Source organism: Pseudomonas sp. TUM25319, from assembly GCF_056388475.1.
Genome location: NZ_CM150751.1, coordinates 4,943,250 through 4,961,622, shown reverse-complemented (window position 1 = coordinate 4,961,622; position 18,373 = coordinate 4,943,250). Strand labels below are relative to the sequence as shown.

15 protein-coding genes are annotated in these 18,373 nt (G+C 64.2%); 6 read left to right on the top strand and 9 right to left on the bottom strand.

The window, feature by feature from the left end; genetic code table 11:
- Positions 1-84 precede the first annotated feature (84 nt).
- Positions 85-1,044 carry a DMT family transporter gene (locus tag AC05QJ_RS22580; RefSeq protein ID WP_476743488.1) on the top strand — a complete coding sequence of 320 codons (960 nt, stop codon included), beginning with the start codon at positions 85-87 and terminating at the stop codon, positions 1,042-1,044.
- Positions 1,045-1,056: 12 nt separating this feature from the next.
- Here AC05QJ_RS22580 and AC05QJ_RS22575 read toward each other — a convergent pair whose 3' ends face one another.
- Positions 1,057-2,643, bottom strand: a complete 1,587-nt coding sequence (locus tag AC05QJ_RS22575) for a sensor domain-containing diguanylate cyclase (RefSeq protein WP_476743487.1) — start codon at positions 2,641-2,643, stop codon at positions 1,057-1,059.
- 3 nt (positions 2,644-2,646) lie between these two features.
- On the opposite strand from AC05QJ_RS22575, the gene AC05QJ_RS22570 reads away from it, so the two are divergent.
- Together AC05QJ_RS22570 and AC05QJ_RS22565 are read left to right on the top strand one after the other, a co-directional pair.
- Positions 2,647-2,880: a hypothetical protein gene (locus AC05QJ_RS22570; RefSeq protein ID WP_476743486.1), complete on the top strand. Its 234-nt coding sequence runs from the start codon at positions 2,647-2,649 to the stop codon at positions 2,878-2,880.
- 184 nt (positions 2,881-3,064) lie between these two features.
- Positions 3,065-5,644: a sensor domain-containing protein gene (locus tag AC05QJ_RS22565; RefSeq protein WP_476743485.1), complete on the top strand. Its 2,580-nt coding sequence runs from the start codon at positions 3,065-3,067 to the stop codon at positions 5,642-5,644.
- Between the two features lie 36 nt (positions 5,645-5,680).
- Here the strand turns inward: AC05QJ_RS22565 and AC05QJ_RS22560 are convergent, their stop codons facing one another.
- Positions 5,681-6,412: a GntR family transcriptional regulator gene (locus AC05QJ_RS22560; RefSeq protein WP_476743484.1), complete on the bottom strand. Its 732-nt coding sequence runs from the start codon at positions 6,410-6,412 to the stop codon at positions 5,681-5,683.
- 114 nt (positions 6,413-6,526) lie between these two features.
- Between AC05QJ_RS22560 and AC05QJ_RS22555 the strand changes: the two genes are divergently transcribed.
- Complete coding sequence (locus AC05QJ_RS22555) at positions 6,527-7,882, top strand: class-II fumarase/aspartase family protein (RefSeq protein ID WP_476743483.1); 1,356 nt, start codon at positions 6,527-6,529, stop codon at positions 7,880-7,882.
- A gap of 80 nt (positions 7,883-7,962) precedes the next feature.
- Positions 7,963-9,264: a cation:dicarboxylate symporter family transporter gene (locus AC05QJ_RS22550; RefSeq protein ID WP_476743482.1), complete on the top strand. Its 1,302-nt coding sequence runs from the start codon at positions 7,963-7,965 to the stop codon at positions 9,262-9,264.
- Between the two features lie 95 nt (positions 9,265-9,359).
- On the opposite strand, the gene AC05QJ_RS22545 is transcribed toward AC05QJ_RS22550, so the two are convergent.
- The 5 genes from AC05QJ_RS22545 to AC05QJ_RS22525 all read right to left on the bottom strand — a co-directional run bounded on the left by AC05QJ_RS22545 (position 9,360) and on the right by AC05QJ_RS22525 (position 15,126).
- Positions 9,360-10,307, bottom strand: a complete 948-nt coding sequence (locus tag AC05QJ_RS22545; protein ID WP_476742354.1) for an IS110 family transposase — start codon at positions 10,305-10,307, stop codon at positions 9,360-9,362.
- A gap of 237 nt (positions 10,308-10,544) precedes the next feature.
- On the bottom strand, positions 10,545-11,789 hold the full coding sequence (locus AC05QJ_RS22540; protein ID WP_476743481.1) for an OprD family porin: 1,245 nt from the start codon (positions 11,787-11,789) through the stop codon (positions 10,545-10,547).
- Positions 11,790-11,807: 18 nt separating this feature from the next.
- On the bottom strand, positions 11,808-13,466 hold the full coding sequence (locus AC05QJ_RS22535) for a cation acetate symporter (RefSeq protein ID WP_476743480.1): 1,659 nt from the start codon (positions 13,464-13,466) through the stop codon (positions 11,808-11,810).
- A complete protein-coding gene (locus AC05QJ_RS22530; RefSeq protein WP_476743479.1) occupies positions 13,463-13,789 on the bottom strand; it encodes a DUF485 domain-containing protein in 327 nt (108 codons plus the stop codon). The genes AC05QJ_RS22535 and AC05QJ_RS22530 overlap by 4 nt, the downstream gene beginning before the upstream one ends.
- Positions 13,790-14,214: 425 nt before the next feature.
- On the bottom strand, positions 14,215-15,126 hold the full coding sequence (locus tag AC05QJ_RS22525) for a LysR family transcriptional regulator (RefSeq protein WP_476743478.1): 912 nt from the start codon (positions 15,124-15,126) through the stop codon (positions 14,215-14,217).
- Positions 15,127-15,253: 127 nt separating this feature from the next.
- On the opposite strand from AC05QJ_RS22525, the gene lysA reads away from it, so the two are divergent.
- Positions 15,254-16,480, top strand: coding sequence for a diaminopimelate decarboxylase (gene lysA, locus AC05QJ_RS22520; RefSeq protein ID WP_476743477.1), 1,227 nt, complete (start codon positions 15,254-15,256; stop codon positions 16,478-16,480).
- A gap of 224 nt (positions 16,481-16,704) precedes the next feature.
- Here the strand turns inward: lysA and AC05QJ_RS22515 are convergent, their stop codons facing one another.
- Together AC05QJ_RS22515 and AC05QJ_RS22510 are read right to left on the bottom strand one after the other, a co-directional pair.
- Positions 16,705-17,223, bottom strand: a complete 519-nt coding sequence (locus tag AC05QJ_RS22515) for a cysteine hydrolase family protein (protein WP_476743476.1) — start codon at positions 17,221-17,223, stop codon at positions 16,705-16,707.
- Between the two features lie 161 nt (positions 17,224-17,384).
- The gene (locus AC05QJ_RS22510; protein ID WP_476743475.1) at positions 17,385-18,290 is read right to left on the bottom strand and encodes a LysR substrate-binding domain-containing protein; all 906 of its coding nucleotides are present in this window, start codon (positions 18,288-18,290) and stop codon (positions 17,385-17,387) included.
- Positions 18,291-18,373 lie beyond the last annotated feature (83 nt).

Here is an 18,373-nt window from a genome sequence, read left to right as displayed (position 1 = left end):
AAGGCCCTGTTCGCTAAAAAGCGATTCTGAAAGGGCTGGCTTTCTGTTCAGAATAAAGCCTGTCACATTTTGGTGCGCATCTCCATGACCTCCTTGCCTCCCCGGATTCAACGATACATCGACAACGGCAGCCTTTTCGCGGTGCTTTCGGCCCTCGGTTTCAGCATGAAGGCGATCTTCGTCAAGCTGGCCTATGCCGCCGGCCCGGTGGATGCGATTACCTTGCTGGCCCTGCGCATGGCATTGTCGTTGCCGCTGTTCCTGTGGCTGGTGTGGTTCAGTCGTGGCCAGGCCAGTGCGCCGCTGACCTGGAGCAGTGCCGGCCGGGTGTTGTTGCTCGGGTTGTTCGGCTACTACCTGGCGAGCCTGTTCGACTTCTACGGCCTGCAGTACATCAGCGCCGGCCTGGAACGGCTGATTCTGTTCACCTACCCGACGCTGGTGCTGATCTTCCAGGCCGTGGCCCTGCGCGAACGGCCGACACCGCGAGTGCTGGCGGCCATGGGTATCTGCTACCTCGGGCTGGGTGTCGCCTTCTTCCATGACATCAGTGTGTCTGGTGCGGGCAGCCAGGTGATCATCGGTTCAGTGTGGGTGTTCGCCAGCGCGGTGACCTACGCGCTGTACTACTCCGGCACTGGAGTGATGCTCAAGACCATGAGCTCGATGCGCCTGGCCGGGCTGGCCGGTACCGCGTCGTCGCTGATGGTGCTGGGGCACTACGTGCTGACCGGCGATTTCTCGCAGTTGGGCCAACTGCCGGCGGCGGTGTGGCTCTACGCGGTGTTGATGGCGGTGTTCTCGACGGTGCTGCCGATCTACTGGGTGTCCCTGGCGATCCAGCGCATGGGGCCGACCCAGACGGCGGCGGTGGGCAACCTCGGCCCGGTGCTCACGGTGCTGGCATCCTGGGCCTTGCTCAGCGAGGAAATTTCCACCTGGCAGATCGCCGGGCTGGCGCTGGTGCTGCTGGGCGTGTCGCGGCTCAAGCCGGGCAAGGCCAAGGCGCCCGGGCAACCGCAGGCCAAGGACGCCACGGCCTGACCATCGGCCAGGCTATGCCTGCTGCATGGCGTCCGGCTCGGCCACGCTGATACGGTTCCGGCCGTTGACCTTGGCGGCGTACAGCTGCTCGTCGGCAATTTCGAAGACCCGTGCGGCGTTTGCCGAATGCAGTGGCCACTGGGCCACGCCCAGGGAGATGGTCAGGTGGCCAACGGTCTCGAAGGGTGTTTCCTCCACCACCCGGCGCAGGCGTTCCGCCACCCGCGCCGCCGCCGCGGGGCTGGCGCCGGGCAGCAGCATGACGAACTCCTCGCCGCCGGAGCGGCAGATCACGTCGTTGTCCCGCGAGCAATTACGCATCAGCTCGGCCAGTGCCTGCAGTACTTCGTCGCCCACGGCGTGGCCATGGTTGTCATTGACCTGCTTGAAGTGATCGATGTCGATGGCGATGACCGAGAACGGGCGCTTTTCCGCTTGCCACAAGGTCACGGCCAGGTCCAGGCCGCGACGGTTGCGCAGGCCGGTGAGGGGATCGGTCTGGATGTCGTGGTGCAGCTTGCCCAGGCGCTCGTGCAGCAGGTTCAGGCCTATCAGCAGGGCGCGCTTGAGTTCCGAGGATTCGAAATACCAGGAGCGCACGGCCTGGATCTGCGCGCTGGTTTCCGGTTCGCTGATCTTTTTCGCGCCAGCGGCCAATTGCTTGAGCGGCTGGGCGATGATCCGCGAGAACCACCAGATCAGCAGGAAGCTGGCGATGGCCAGCGGGATGGTCTTGAAGATCACGCTGAGCAGCAGTTGGTTCATGCCTTCGAGGGTTGCGGCGGTGGAGCGCTGGGCGACGATGCCCCAATGTGCCGACGGCACGGTGGCAAAACCGGCGAGCATGTCCTCGCCCTGGCTGTTGGTGACCCGCTGGGTGCCGTTGTCGCGGCTGGCGAAGGTGTCGACCATCGTATTGGCGCCGACCAGGGTGCCGACCCGGTCGGCATCCGGGTGATAGAGCAGCCGGCGATTGCTGTCCACCACGTAGAGGTAGGAGCCGTTCTTGTAGTAGTGCTCGCCGAGCAGTTCGTTGAGGATGCTCTTGTGCTTGAGGTAGATGCTGCCGCCCACCAGGCCCAGGTAGTTGCCGGCCCTGTCGAAGATCGGCTGCGAGATGAAGATGATCAGGTTGTTCGCCGCCGAGATGTAGGGGCTGGAGATCATCGGGCGCCGTTCACGCAGGGCGGCGAGGGCGCCCTCTGATTGCAGCGTCTTGCCGAGGATCTGCAAGGTGTCCGGAGAGGTGGCCAGGACTACGCCCCCGGCATCGGTGATAACCACTGAGTTGAAGGTGTTGGTCTGCAGGCGCAGGCGGCTGGCTTCGCGGTGCAGGTGGGCGACATCGTCGAATTGCCCGGCCAGCAGGGGCGCGGCATAGGCCAGTTGCTGCTGGGAGGCCTGCAGGTAGGTCTCGGTGCTGGAGGCCAGCTTGGAGGCGTAGGCGTGATTGGCTTCCAGAGCGTTGTCGATGAGCAACTGGTACTGCACGCGGTAGCTGGCATAAAAGCTGTTGAGCAGGGTGACCAGTGCCGTGACCAGGGTCAGCAGCAGGATCAGGCTGCGCAGGTCCCAGCGGAAAAAGTTTCTGAACTGCACCGAATGGCCTCGAACTGGAATCTGGAAATCATCCCCGCCGCAACGATTGTCTGGCGCCGCGACAGGGCGAAGCGCGGCATGTTGCGCCTGTCGCCGGGCGTTGTCGCGCCAAGGGTAATGAGACTTTGGTCGAAAGGCCACAAGGGATACGTGGAATTGATTTTGACCGATCAGTCACGAAATGCCCGGCAATCTCAGGCTGCTCAGGCGCTTGCGGGATTTTGCCAGCTGTTTTGAGCGTGAGGCTCAAGGTGATCCGGAAGGCGCAAGCATGGACCGGTGCGGGGCTGGGAGAATATCATTCTGACATCAGCTTTGTGTGCCAGGGATGCGGTGACCGGTGATGCCGGAACATTGTCGGGCACCGGCATTTTTCAAGGTCCAACCGGCCGCTCGCAGGCCGGCATCTTTTGAGTAGAACATGACGTCACAGGACAACCGTTCCATCGAATTGTCGCTGGCTCAACTGGCCGCCCTCGATCGGGTGATGGCGATCGCCGAATTCACGCCTGACGGCACGTTGCTGCGGGTCAATCCCCATTACCTGAGGCTGATGGGCTACACGGCGCAGGAAATCCTCGGACGCCATCACAGCTTCTTCTGTCCCAGGCCACTGGCCGAGAGCCCGGCCTACGCCACCTTCTGGCCGCGCCTGCACGCCGGCAACGCCCATTCCGGCATCGTCGAGCGGATCCGCCGGGACGGCAGCAGTTGCTGGCTCGAAGCGACCTACACCCCGGTGTTCGATGGTGACGGCCAGGTGGTCCAGGTACTCAAGGTCGCCACTGACATCACCGCGCGGCTGGCCAAGGAACGGGTGCAGCAGGAGCGCCTGCGCATGCTGTCGCTGGTGGCGGATGCCAGTGACACGGCGGTGATGATCAGCGACAGCCAGCGGCGCATCGCCTACACCAACGCCGGTTTCGGCCGTATGTTTGGCTGGCGCGACGACGAGATCCGCGGCATGAGCCCGATGGCGCTGCTGGTGCCGGACAAGGACGAGCAGACCATCGCCGAGTACTACGCCGAGATGTACGCCGCCGGGGCCATTCAGCGCGAGGAAATCGTGGTCGGCAAGCAGGGCCAGCGCTACTGGGCGAAGGTGGTCAGCAACCCGATCTTCGACAGCGGCGGCCATCTGCAGCACACCGTGACGCTGTTCACCGACATCACCCAGGCGAAGATGCACGAAGCGCTGCAGCACCGGGTGCTGGAGTCGATGGCGCGGGAGCAGCCGCTGACCGAAGTGCTGGAACTGATCTGCATGGAGGTGGAGCGCATCGCTCCGGAGCTGGCGGCGTCGATCCTGAGCGTCGATGAAGAAGGGCGCCTGCACTCGCTGGCGGCGCCGAGCCTGCCGAGCGAATACAGCCGCCAGCTCAATGGCGTGAGCATCGGCCCGACCGTGGGTTCCTGCGGCACCGCCGCGTGGCGTAACGAGGCGGTGCTGGTGGACGATATCGCCAGCGATCCGCTGTGGGCCAATTATCAGAACCTGGCCAGTTCGCTGGGCTTTCGCAGTTGCTGGTCGACACCGATCCGCAACAGTCAGGGCGACCCTATCGGCACCTTCGCCTTCTACTTCCGTCAGCCGCGCAACGTCGCTTCGGCGCTGTTCCACCAGCGCCTGGTGGATGCGTGCGCGCACCTGTGCTCGCTGGCGCTGGAGCGGGAGAACTCGCGACAGCGGATCCGCCAGCTGGCCTACTACGATGCCCTGACCGGCCTGCCCAACCGCAGCCTGCTGCAGGCCAAGGCCGACCAGGCCATCGCCACCGCCGCGCGCAACAACGAGCAGGTGGCGGTGCTGTTCATCGATCTGGACCGCTTCAAGCAGGTCAACGATTCCCTCGGCCATCCGGCCGGCGATGAACTGCTGCGCAGCGTCGCCGCGAAGATGCGCCGGGAGCTGCGCGCCTCGGATATCGCCGGGCGCCTGTCGGGTGACGAGTTCGTGGTGATCCTGCCGCAATGCGACGGCGACCATGCCGCCGATGCGGTGGAGCGTATCCAGACCCTGCTGTGCCAGCCGATGACCATCGGCAACACCAACCTGTCGATATCTGCCAGCGTGGGCGTAGCCATGTACCCGTCCGATGGCTGCGACGTGGAAACTCTGTTGCACCGCGCCGACATGGCCATGTACCAGGCCAAGGGCAGCGGTCGCGGCTGCTTCAGCTTCTTCAGCAGCGAAATGAACACCCTGGCCCAGGAGCGTCTGGCGCTGGAGCATGCATTGCGCGAGGCATTGCAGAAAGAACAGATGCGCCTGCACTACCAGCCGCAGATCGAGATGGGTACCGGTCGTCTGTACGGTGTCGAGGCGTTGGCGCGCTGGACCCACCCGGAGTTGGGGGAGATTTCGCCGGCGCGGTTCATTCCGCTGGCGGAGGAGTGCGGCCTGGTGGCCGAACTGGGGCGCTGGGCGTTGCGCGAGGCCTGTCGCCAGTTGTCGGAATGGCGCGCCCGTGGCCTGGCGGTGCCGGCGGTGGCGGTGAACCTGTCGCCCACCAGCTTCCACAACCTCGACCTGCCGCTGATGATCGCCGACACCCTGCGCAGCAACCGGTTGGAGCCGGCCGACCTGACCCTGGAGCTGACCGAGAACATCCTGCTGGACACCAACCCCAGCACCATGAAGACCATCGAGGAAGTGCACGCCCAGGGCGTGCGCCTGTCGATGGACGATTTCGGTACCGGCTACTCCAGCCTCAGCTACCTGCGCCGCTTGCCGGTGTCGGAACTGAAACTTGACCGCAGCTTCGTCGCCGACCTGGAGCACGACGAAGCGGCGCGGGCCTTGAGCAATGCCATCCTCGGCATCGGCAAGAGCCTGCACCTGACCGTGGTGGCCGAAGGCATCGAGACCGAGTCGCAGAGTGTCTGGCTGGAAGAGCAGGGCTATCCGGTGGCTCAGGGCTACCTGTTCTCGCCACCGCTGGCGCCGGATGCATTGGCACAGTGGCTGGAGGAGCGGGTGGTGGTGGCAGAACCGTCGTAGGAGCAGGCCTTCTGCAAGAGCGCGAGGGCCCTGAGGTCAGGGCGTCTCGCGCTTCATCTGCATCACCAGGGTGAAGCGGTCGTCCGGGTGGACGGTTTCCGACACCACCACCAGCTTGCCCTGTTCATCCCGGTAATGCCGGGTGATCTTCAGCCCCGGCTCGCCCGCCGGGGCGTCCAGCTTGCCCGCCATTTCCGCCGTCAGCAGCACGGCACGCACCTGCTGGTCCACCACATCGATGCGCCGGCCATAATGCTGCTCGATCAGCGCCGCTACCAGTTCGTCCGGGTGTTCATGGGCCAGGTCGATGACGTCGGCGTAGGTCGCATCGGCATAGACATCAGTCCAGCACATCGGCGCCCGTTCGCGGTCTTCGTCGACGCGGATGCTGGAGATGCAGAAGTAATGTCCGCCTGGCTGCAGCCCGAGGCGCTCGGCCTCGGCGATGTCGGCGACGAAATGACGAACCTCCTGAATGGCCCGCACCTGGGTTTCCGCCAGGTGCACCAGGTCTTCCACTGACGCCAGCGAATGCCGGTAGCCACCGCTCGGCGCTGACGCTTCTACCCGCGTACCCACCCGCTTGCGCCGCGACACCATGCCCAGGTTCTGCAGCTGGGTGATGGCTGCGCGCACGGTATGACGGCTCACTTCGTACAAATCACAGAGTTCCAGTTCGGTAGGCAGCAATGAGCCCACCGGGTAGCCGCCGCTGGCGATCTTGTCTTTCAAATCCCTGGCTACCAGCGCGTAGCGAGCCTCGTTCATGCCGTTGGTCAGTCCTGAAACACCGAATGGATTGACAGTGTATCAGTCTCGGCGTATTCATATGTCCGTACATTTGAATATGTACGGACATAACAATCATTTCAGGACCACCCCATGTCTACCACTGTCTTTGACTCAGCCCTCTTCCGCGATATGTTCGGCACCGCCGAGATGCGTGCGGTGTTCTCCGACAAAGCGCTGATCGAGCGCTACATCGAAGTCGAAATCGCCCTGGCCCAAGCCGAAGCCCGTTGTGGCGTGATCCCCGCCGAGGCCGCCGTGCAGATCGCCGAGCTGGCCCGCTTTGAATCCCTCGACCTCGAGCACATGCAGCACGAGACCGAGATCGTCGGCTACCCGATCCTGCCGCTGGTGGAGCAACTGTCGACGCTGTGCGGCGAAGCCGGCCGCTACGTGCACTGGGGCGCCACCACCCAGGACATCATGGACACCGCCGTGGTCCTGCAGGTGCGTGCCGCGCTGGCCATCGTCGAGCGTGACATCCAGTCCGTGCGCGGGCTGCTCGCCGAGCTGGCGCTGCGCTACCGCGACACGCCGATGGCCGGCCGCACCCACTTGCAGCATGCGCTGCCGATCACCTTCGGCTACAAGGTCGCAGTCTGGCTGAGCATGTTCGACCGCCACGCCGAGCGTCTGGTGGAGCTGCGGCCGCGGGTCGAGATCGGGCAGTTCGCCGGTGCCGCCGGCACCCTGGCTTCGCTGGGCGACAAGGGCCTGGAAGTGCAGGAGGCGCTGATGGCCGAACTGGGCCTGGGCGTGCCGCAGGCCACCTGGCATGTGGCCCGCGACGGCCTGGCCGAAGCCCTGAATTTCCTTGGCCTGGTCACCGGCTCGCTGGGCAAGATCGCCCTCGACGTGATGATGATGATGACCAGCGAGCTGGGCGAGGTGTACGAGCCGTTCGTCAAGGGCCGTGGCGCCAGCAGCACCATGCCGCAGAAACGCAATCCGATTTCCTGCGAGCTGATGTACGCCGCCGCCAAAGGCGTGCGCCAGCAGGCCGGGCTGATGCTTGACGCGATGATCCAGGACTTCGAACGCTCCACCGGCCCGTGGCAGGCCGAGTGGGTCGCCATTCCGGAGGCCTTTGCCCTGTCGGCGGCGTCCCTGGGCCAGGCGAAGTTCATGCTTGCCGGCCTTGAAGTGCGCACCGAGCGCATGCGCCAGAACCTCGACATGACGCGCGGCCTGATCGTCGCCGAGGCGGTGATGATGGGCCTGGCCCCGGCGCTGGGCCGTCAGGTCGCCCACGACGTGGTCTACGCCGCCTGCCGCGTGGCCAACGATGACGGCATCAGCCTGCTGGACGCGCTGCTGGCCCGCCCGGACGTCACCGACCGCCTGGAACGCGCCGAGCTGGAGCGTCTCACCGACCCGGCCAACTACCTGGGCCTGGCGCCGCAGATGGTCGATCGCGCCCTGGCCCGCGAAGGCGCGGTCAAGCGCTGAACCCGTTCGCAGGGGATGCCGCCGTCCGGCGTTCCCTGTTCGTCTCGCTCTACCGATAAAGACAATAAGAGATCGCGAACATGACTGCTTCCACGAAAAAACCGCTGTACCGCGACCTGACCTTTCAGGTCGTCGCTGCCATGGTCCTGGGCATTGCCTTCGGCTTCATCGCTCCGGAGATCGCTGCCAGCTTCAAGATCCTCGGCGACATCTTCCTCAAGCTGATCAAGACCGCCGTCGCGCCGCTGGTGTTCTTCACCGTGGTCCATGGCATCGCCTCGGCCGGTGATATCAAGCGGGTCGGCAAGGTGGGCTGGCGCGCCCTGGTGTACTTCGAAGTGGTGTCCACCATCGCCCTGGCCATCGGCCTGGTCTGGGGCAACCTGCTGGACATCGGCTCCGGCATGCACGACGCCCACCCCAACAGCGCCACCGCCAGCGCCGCGGCTGCGGCCCTGGCCAAGGGCCACGCGCCGGGGTCGACCATGGAGTTCATCTACGGCATCTTCCCGGACAACTTCGTCGGCGCCTTCGCCGGTGGCCAGTTGCTCCAGGTGCTGGTGATTTCGGTGCTGTTCGGCTTCGCCTTGCTGGCGCTGAAACAGGAGCGTCGCGAAGTGATCGAGGATGGCCTGAACCGGGTGTCGGAGTGCTTCTTCGAGTTCATCAACCTGATCATGAAGTTCGCCCCGCTGGGTGCCTTCGGCTCGGTGGCCTACGCGGTCGGCAGCAACGGCACTGCGGTGCTGATGTCGCTGGCCAACCTGGTGCTGATGTTCTACGTCGCGGTGTTCCTGTTCATCACCATCGTGCTGGGCGCGGTGTGCCGGTTGTCGGGCTTCAGCCTGTGGCGCTTCCTCAAGTACATCAAGGATGAGGTGTTTATCGTCCTCGGCACCGCCTCGTCGGAAAGCGCACTGCCGCGTCTGCTGCTGAAACTGGAGAAACTCGGCTGCTCGAAGCAGAGCGTTGGCCTGGTGCTGCCCACCGGCTATGCGTTCAACCTCGACGGCACCTCGATCTATATGTCGCTGTGCGTGCTGTTCATCGCCAACGCCTACGGCGTGCCGCTGACCTGGGAGCAGCAGTTGGGCATGGTGGCAATCATGCTGGTGACGTCCAAGGGCGCGGCAGCAGTGTCCGGTGGCAGCTTCGTGGTGTTCGCCGCCACCGTCACCGCCATCGGCGTGCTGCCGGTGGAAGGGCTGGCGCTGCTGTTCGGTGTGTACCGCTTCATGTCCATGGCCATTGCCACCTGCAACACCATCGGCAACAGCGTCGCCACCGTGGTGGTGGCGAAGTGGGCCGGGGAGTTTTCGGAGCAGACGGCAAAGGAGGAATATGAGCGGGTGCTGGGCAGGCGCGCCGCTCCGGCAGTCTGAGTGATGGCTGAGGCCGCATCGCCGGCAACGCCGGCTCCCACAACGTTTGGTGTACACCGACACTGTGGGAGATTCTATGGTTTTCGGGAAGCCCATTAGCTGACTTTTGGTCGGTATTCGCCCTGTCCTTTCAACAGGGCGAATACCACGCGAGCAAGCTTGCGAGCGAGCATCACCAAGGCTTGGGTAGTGCGGAATCCTTTGCTTATGTATCCCTCATAAACCTCTTTCCAAGCAGCAGTGCGACGGGCCGACATTGCAGCGTTGTGCAACAGGCGACGAGCTTCAGGATCACCGCGCTTGGACAAACTGCGACGTCCATCTTTCTGGCCCGACTTGGAGACCCGGAGGTCCAGTCCCAGAAATGCGATAAAGGCATCCGAGTTTCGAAAGTCTCCTCGCTGAAAGGCGGTGAGCAAACGAGCGCCAGTCAACAAACCGATACCTTCAACTTTCATGCAACGCTCCAATTGCTCCGCCAATCCGGCCTCTTTCAACTGGTTATTGATGGTTTTTTCAATGAGCGCTTCTAATCGCGCCATGGCTTTAAGCTGGCCCCCTATTGCCCTCTTGAGCAGGGGTTCATTGGCCCAGCTCTGTTTGAGGCTGACGCGCGCCTGGACCACTGCAGCACGACGGCGGAAAAGGCTGATAATGCGACGATAGAGCGTGCAGGGCGGGCTCCACGGACGTAGCTCCTGGCCCTCGTTCTTGAGATACCGAGCAAGCAGCCGGGCATCCAGCGCGTCGGTCTTGGCGCGGATATTCACGCCTTTGCGGTAGTGGCTCAGTTCATAGCCACCCACCATGTAAATCGTGCAGCCGAACTCATGAGCGAGATCAGCGAACATCAAGTGATAGATATTGGTCGCTTCGATGGCGACAGCTACTTTTCCCGGCAACGCTTTGAGCCAATTCTTGATGGATGTCTTGTTATTGGGAATGGTCTCCAGCTCATCGGACTCGGCGTGGTAAATCACCAACTCATCTTTGGCGACGTCCACACCCACAATCGGCTGTAAAACAGTAACTGGCATTGCCATTGGGCTTTCTTCCCGGATATGGTTTGAGGGCTTGAAGGGCCACCCAGAGGCGCAGGCTTGTATCTTTCGTCGGTTGTGAGCCAGAAGGATTCTTTATCGGCGCTTGGGTGAAAGGAGGAGGGGCGAGATCTCCCACGGTCTGTACTGCGCGAACAGTCAGAAGCTGGCTTTGTCCCTTCTCCTCCCTTCAAGTCCTACCATACAAGCTGGCGTTGCCTGCGATGAGGCCTTGAGCAACTACCAGAGTGCCAGGGTATAGCTCAGGATCAACCGGTTCTCGTCCAGGTCATTGCCGAAGTTCGTCGAGCGCACCGTCGCGTTGCGCCATTTCACCCCCACATTCTTCAGCGGTCCGCTCTGGATCACGTAGCCGATGTCCATGTCCCGCTCCCATTCCTTGCCCTCCGGCCGCCCGGCGCCGAGATCGATGTTGTCGCCGCGCAGGTAGCGGGTCATGAAGGTCAGGCCGGGAATGCCGACGCTGGCGAAGTTGAAGTCGTAGCGCGCCTGCCAGGAGCGCTCGTCCTTGTTGGCGAAGTCGCCGATCTGCACGAAGTTCACCAGATACGCATCGGCGCCATTGAGGTAGGCGAAGCCGGTGTCGCCGCTCATGCGCTGGTAACCCAGGCCGAAGGCATGGCCCTTGAGGCCGTAGGTGAACATCGCGCCCAGCGCCTTGTTGTCGATGTTGCTGCCGCTGTCATCCAGCGAGCGGGCGAAGCGCAGGTCGCTCTTGAGCGTCTGGCCGCCGCCCAGCGCCCAGTTGTGGGTGAGGCCGAGCAGGTGCTGGCGGTACAGGCCGTCGAGGCCGCCATAGCTGTAGCTGGTGCTGAGGCTGTCGTTCCATTTGTACAGGGCGCTGCCGAAGTCGAAGCGGTCGCTGGCGCTCCGGCGCACTACGATGTTTTTCGCCGCGCCAGTGGTGACGCCAATATCTTCGTAGTCCTGGGAGTCGCGCTGGTTGACCTGGCGCAGCCGGCCCAGGTCGAGGGTCAGGTTGCTGACCTCCTGCACGGTCACCTGGCCGCCCTGGAACACCTGCGGCAGCAGGCGCGAGTCGTTGGGCATCAGCACCGGCAGCTTGGGAATCAGGGTGCCGAGCCTGAGCACGCTGTGGGAGGCGCGGACCTTGGCGGTGATGCCGAGGTCGCTGTAGCTGTCCTGGGCGCGTTTGGGCGCTTCTCGGTCCCGTTGCAGCAGGCCGCTGCCAGCGCGGTCGGGGCTGGAGTCAAGCTTGAGGCCGAGCAGGCCGATGGCATCGACGCCGAAGCCGAGCGTGCCCTCGGTGAAGCCGGACTCGTAGCGCAGGATGAAGCCCTGGGCCCATTCGTCGATCTTCGATTGCGCGGCGCCGTCCTGGCGGAAGTCGCGGTTGAAGTAGAAGTTGCGGGCTTCGATGCCGGCCTTGCTGTCGTCGAGGAAAGCGGCGTTGGCGTTGCAGCAGAGGATGGCCAGAGCCAGTGGGGTCAAGGTGCGGAGCATGTTCGGTTTCTCTTGTTATTAGTGGTTGGACGCGGCTGCGGCACCGAGGCCGGTCTGGGCGCGGACGAACTGGTCGTCGAAGGCATCGCGCTCACGGGCGGCGCGGGCGCTGCGGTCCAGCAGCGAGACGACGATGGTCACGGCGAACGCCAGCGGCATGGAGAACAGCGCCGGGTGGTCGTAGGGGTAGATTGCCTTGGCGTTGCCCAGCACCGTCACCCACACCGCCGGCGACAGGATCACCAGCACCAGGGCGCTGACCAGTCCGGCGAAGCCCCCGGCCAGGGCGCCGCGGGTGGTCAGCGGCTTCCAGTACATGGCCATGATCAGTACCGGGAAGTTGGTCGAGGCGGCGATGCCGAAGGTCAGGCCGACCAGGAAGGCAATGTTCTGGTGCTCGAACAGAAAGCCCAGGAAGATCGCGATCACGCCCAGGCCGATGGTGGCGAAGCGAGTGACGCGCATTTCCTGCTGCTCGGTCGCGGTGCCCTTTTTCAGCACGGTGGCGTAGAGGTCATGGGAAATCGCCGAGGCACCGGCCAGGGCCAAGCCCGAGACCACCGCCAGGATGGTGGCGAAGGCCACCGCCGAGAGGAACCCGAGGAACAGGTTGCCGCCCACCGCCTTGGCCAGGTGCATGGCGACCATGTTGCCGCCGCCGATCAGCGCTGCCTTGGTGTCACCACCGACGTAGAACTGCGGATCGGTGCCGACGATGACGATGGCCGCGTAGCCCAGCACCATCACCACCAGGAAGAAGAAACCGATGAAGCCGGTGGCGTAGAACACCGATTTGCGCGCTTCCTTGGCGTTGGGCACGGTGAAGAAACGCATCAGGATGTGCGGCAGGCCGGCGATGCCGAACACCAGGCCGAGGGACAGCGAGGCGGCGTTGACCGGGTCGGCCAGCATCGAGCCTGGGCCCATGATGTTCCAGCCGGTGGCGTGGGCGTCCACGGCGCGGGCGGCGAGGGTTTCGAAGCTGAAGCCGAACTCGGCCATCGCCAGCAGCGCCAGGGTGGTGCCGCCGACCAGCAGCAACACCGCCTTGATGATCTGCACCCAGGTGGTGGCGATCATGCCGCCGAAGATCACGTACACCAGCATCAGCGCGCCCACCACCATCACCGCCGTGCGGTAGTCGAGGCCGAACAGCAGCTTGATCAACTGGCCTGCACCGACCATCTGCACCACCAGGTAGCAGCACACCACGGTCAGCGAGCCGAAGGCGGCGAAGGTGCGGATGCGGGTCTGGTCGAGGCGGTAGGAAACGATGTCGGCGAAGGTGAAGCGGCCCAGGTTGCGCAGGCGCTCGGCCATCAGGAAGGTGATGATCGGCCAGCCGACGAAGAACGCCACGGTGTAGATGAAACCGTCGTAGCCCTTGGCGAACACCAGGCTGGAAAGGCCCAGCAGCGTGGCCGCGGACATGTAGTCACCGGCGATCGCCAGACCGTTCTGGAAACCGCTGATGCCGCCGCCGGCCGTGTAGAAGTCGGAAGTGGACTGGGTCTGGCGGGCGGCCCACCAGGTGATCGCCAGGGTGCCGAGGACGAAGACGAAGAACATGCCGATGGCATGCAGGTTGACCGGCTGTTTCTCCGCCACGATGGGCGCGGCGAAGGCCAGAGTCGGGGTGAGCAACAGCGCGCCGAGGGTGAGCAGGCGATGGTTCATTTCAGTTCCTCCAGCAGGTCGGCGCTCATGGCGTCGAAGCGGGTATTGGCGTTGCGCACGTACCAGCCCGTGAGCAGCCACGACAGCACGATCAGCGCCGCTGCCAGCGGAATGCCGAGGGTCAGTTGCCGGCCTTCTGCCAATGGTGCGTGCAGCCACTGAGGCTGGAAGGCCACCACCGCCATGAACAGGTAATAGGCGCCAAGCACCAGGGCGCTGAGGGACCAGGACAGCCGCGAGCGGCTGCGCACCAGTTGCTGGAATTTCGGATTGGCGCGGATCCGCGCACATCGCTGGGAGTGGGACAGCTCTGCTTCGGTCATGGGTGGGGCTCCTTGGTTTTTCTTGTGGTTTTGTCGAGGGTGCACGGCACCGTGGCGACGGGCAGGCCCGTCACCGGTCAAACGGAAAGCGTTGAAGCGCGTCAGCGCGCGGTCAGGCGCGACGGGGCGGATCGTCGGGGATCGGTGAAATGAGGCGAGCGCGGTGAACGGCAGGGACGAGACCCTGTGAGGCAGATTTCGACATGTGTGGCACCCGGCGGCTGATTGTTAGCTCTTGATGTTTGCCGTTTCCCTGTCGAGGGGATACGGCGCAGATGGCTCCGGGGCGTTTATATATCAAACCTGTTCGAATATGGAAGTGTTACCTGTTTTGTATAGTATTTATACTATATATTTTCCGTCTTTCTTATGGGTTTTCTGGCTGATTCCGGCTGCTGAATGGGTTAGTTACCAGATCCCGTCTGCTACAATGCATGCAGCCGTTGCGTCAGGTGTTCGGCTTCGTTCTGCAAGGCTGCGCAGAACGCCTCGACGAACCCCGATGACGGGCGAAATTCCGGACGGATCAGCATGACCCGGTAGGGGATCGATACCGTCAGCCGTCGTACCTGCAAACCCCGGCCGGCTTCCTGCAGGGCACTCAGCGGGTTGATGATCGCCACGCCCAGGCCTTCGCGAACCATGGCGCACACCGAGGCGGCGTTGGTGGTCTCGATCACCGTGTGCCGCTCCACGTTCGCCTGGCGGAAGTGTTCATCGAGTTGCTGGCGGTAGATGTCGCGCCCGGCGAGGTTGATGAAGTCGATCCCCTGGAAGTCCTCCATCGCCAGCCGTTCACGGGCCAGCAGAGCGTGCCCGTCGGGCAGCACGCAGAGCATGTCGGCACTGAGCAACAGTTCGCCGCGAGTGCCGCGTGGGACTTGCTCGCCTTCGGTGAGGCCGAGGTCGTGGCGCTGGGCGCTGAGGGATTCTTCCAGCAGCGGCGATTCCTGGGCGCTAATGCACAGGCTGATACCGGCCTGCTGGTGCTGGAACTGCTTGCACACCCGCGGCAGCAAAGTCTGCGAGAACAACGGCAGGCAGGTCAGTTGCAACTGGCCGTGCTCGAAGCGGCGGATCGACTGCATCAGGCTGTTGATCCGTTCCAGGCCGACGTAGGCGCGCTCCACCTCTTCCAGCAGCATCAGTGCCTGGGCAGTGGGCAGCAGGCGGCCGCCCTGGCGGTCGAACAGTTTCAGCCCGCTGAGGCTTTCGAGCCGAGCCAGTTCGCGGCTCAGGGTCGGCTGCGAGGTGAACAGCAGGCGCGCCGCGCCGGTGACGCTGCCCGCCAGCATGATGGCGCGGAACACTTCGATATGGCGGACGGACAGGCTCATGGTACGGGGCTCGTCGGGAAGAGAATCCATATCAGAACTGAATGGACTGATAAAGAATAGATATTTTTCTGAATGGCCGGCCTTGGGCATCATGCTGTCATCTCATTCGCCCAAGGATTTCCGCGTCATGACCGTTGCATTCGACCAGCAGACCCTGGCCGCCGCCGCGCAGCAATTCCCCACGCCGTTCTGGACCTACGATGCCGCGATCATCCGCGACCGCATCGCCCGGCTGGGCTGCTTCGACGTGATTCGTTTCGCCCAGAAGGCCAGTTCCAACCTGCATATCCTGCGCTTGATGCGCGAGCACGGCGTGCGTGTGGATGCGGTGTCCCTGGGTGAGCTGGAGCGTGCGCTGCTGGCCGGCTACAGCCCGGAAGGCGACCCGGCGGGCGTGGTTCTGACCTGCGACCTGCTGGACCAGCCGACCCTGCGCCGGGTGGTGGAACTCAAGGTCGAGGTCAACTGCGGCTCCATCGACATGCTGCGCCAGCTTGGCGAGCACTCGCCGGGCCACCGTGTCTGGCTGCGCATCAACCCGGGCTTCGGCTACGGCCACAGCCGCAAGACCAACACCGGCGGCGAGAACAGCAAGCACGGCATCTGGCATGACGAACTGGGCGACGCGCTGGCGGTGATCCGCGCCAAGGGCCTGCACCTGGTGGGCCTGCACATGCACATTGGCTCGGGTGTGGATTATGACCACCTGGCCCAGGTGGGCGGGGCGATGGTCGAGGCGATCAAGTCGCTGGACCACGATATCGAGGCGTTCTCCATTGGTGGCGGTCTGTCCACGCCGTACCGCGAGGGTGACGTGGCGGTGGATGTCGAGCGTTACGCCAGCACCTGGCAGAGTGCCAAAAACGAGATCGAAGCCTTCCTTGCCCATCCGGTGCGCATGGAGATCGAGCCAGGACGTTTCCTGGTGGCCGAATCGGGTCGCCTGGTCACCGAGGTGCGTGCGGTGAAGCGTGCGGGCAGCCGTCAGTTCGTGCTGGTGGATGCTGGCTTCAATGACCTGATGCGTCCGGCGATGTACGGTGCCTATCACCATATGAGCCTGCTTGATGCGGCGGATCGCCCACAGGTGGAGTGCGTGGTGGGTGGTCCGCTGTGCGAGTCCGGCGACGTCTTCACCCAGGACGACCAGGGCCTGGTGCCGCGCCTGCTGCCGCAGCCGCAGGTCGGCGACCTGCTGGTGATGCACGACACCGGCGCCTACGGTGCGTCGATGTCGTCCAACTACAACAGTCGTCCGCTGCTGGCCGAGGTGCTGCTGGACAATGGCGCGGTGCGGTTGATCCGCCGGGCGCAGCCGTTGGCGGATCTGCTGGCGTTGGAACAGGGGCTCTGAGCACGGCCTTGTGGGAGCTGGCCGAGCGGCGGTCCGCTTGCCAGCGATGAGGCCGACGCAGGTCACAATGTTGCCTGAAATGACGCCATCGTCGGCAAGGCCGACTCCCACAGGTGTTGAGCCGGCCGTGGATGCTGCGGCTGGCTCGGAACCCTGTGGGAGCTGGCCTTGTCGGGGCGCCGAACCGCAGCGATGAGGCCGACGCAGGCGACGATGTTGCCCGTTCAGAACACCCAGTCAGCCGCCTTCACCAACCGGCAGAACGGCCCCGCCAGCGTGGCGTTGTGATGCGCCACGATCGCCTCGGCACTCAGCAGGGGCGTGTCGGAGCAGGTATGGCCGTCTTCGATCAACACCGCGTCCACCCCCAGATCCCGCGCTGCCCGGCAGGTGCTGTCGACGCAGTACTGCGTCTTCATTCCAGTGATCACCAGCCCGCTGCTCCCGGCTTCCTTCAACGTTTCAAGCAAACCGGTGCCGATGAAGGCACTGGGGCGCTGCTTCTCGAAGATCGTTTCGCTGCCATCCAGTTCCAGTTCGGGGATCAGCTGCGTCAGCGCACTGTTCGGCGCCAGCGGTGATCCGGTCGGGCCGACATGACGGGCGAGGAACACCGGCGCGCCGGCCGCACGGGCCTTGGCCAGCAGGCTGTTGATCGTGTGCAGCAGCGCATCGCCACGCCAGGGTTTGTCCGGGCCGTGAAACAGGCCGACCTGCAGATCGAGAATCAAGAGTGCATGCATGGGTGTCGCTCCTTGAGATGAGCCAGCGACACCGGGACCACGAAAAAGGCCCCGTCCATCGCTGGCGGGGCCTTTCGGGTTGGGTTCAGACGCTCACGAACACCCGCACGGCCCGCCGGTGGCGGTGCTGGTGGTGGTGGTCGAGGCGTTGCGGGAAAGAGTCATGGGCAGACACTAGCGTTGCTGGCGGGGTGATGGCAAGTCGCGTGTGCAGTTTCCTCCAGCAACCACGTCTCGAAGGCGTCCAGCGCGGGTGTCCTTTCACCGGGGCGCGTCACCAGCACATAACGTTCGCTCAACCCCGCCACCACGGGCCATGGCGCCTGCAGCCGGCCCAGTTGCAGGTCGTCCTCGACATACAAGCGCGGCACCAGCGCCATGCCGATCCCGGCCTTGGCGGCTTCGATCAGCAGCGAGAAGCGGTCGTAGCGTGGGCCGGCCGTCGGGGTCGGCAGGTCGATGCCCGCCAGCCGGGCATATTCGGCCCAGCGCCCGGCCTGTTCGTATTTGTGCAGCAAGGGGGTGTCGGCGGCGCTCCGTGCGGCGAGGTCCGGGTGGCAGACGGCGAGCAATGGTTCTTCGAACAACGGCTGCACCTGAAGCATCGCCCAGGCTGGATGCTCGAAATTGATCGCCGCATGCAAACCGCTAGCGGCCAGGTCAAACGGTTCGGTCCGTTCACGCAGGTTGACCTGAATCTGCGGATGGCGCTGGTGAAAGCGCGCCATGCGCGGGATCAACCAGCGGCTGGCGAGGGTGGGGATCACGCCGATTTCCAGGGCTGCGTCGCGGCGGGTATCGGCGAGCAACTGGCGGGTCTTGTGCTCGATCAGCTCGAGGGCCTCGCGGATGTCGGCAGCGTAGCGGGCGCCGGGGCCGGACAATTCCACACGGTTGCCGACCCGGTGGAACAGGCGCACGCCGAGCTGGCTTTCCAGCTTGGCGATCTGCCGGCTGATGGCGCCTTCGGTCAGGGACAGTTCCTGGGCGGCGCGGGCGAAACTCTGGTGGCGGGCGGCGGCTTCGAGGGCGAGCAGGGCGGTGGTGCTGGGCAAGCGGCGGGTCACGTACAGCCATCCTTGGAACGTGGGGGCGACAGGATGACGCATGGTCACGCTGCCTTGCAAAAAATTCGGTAACACTTGCCGGC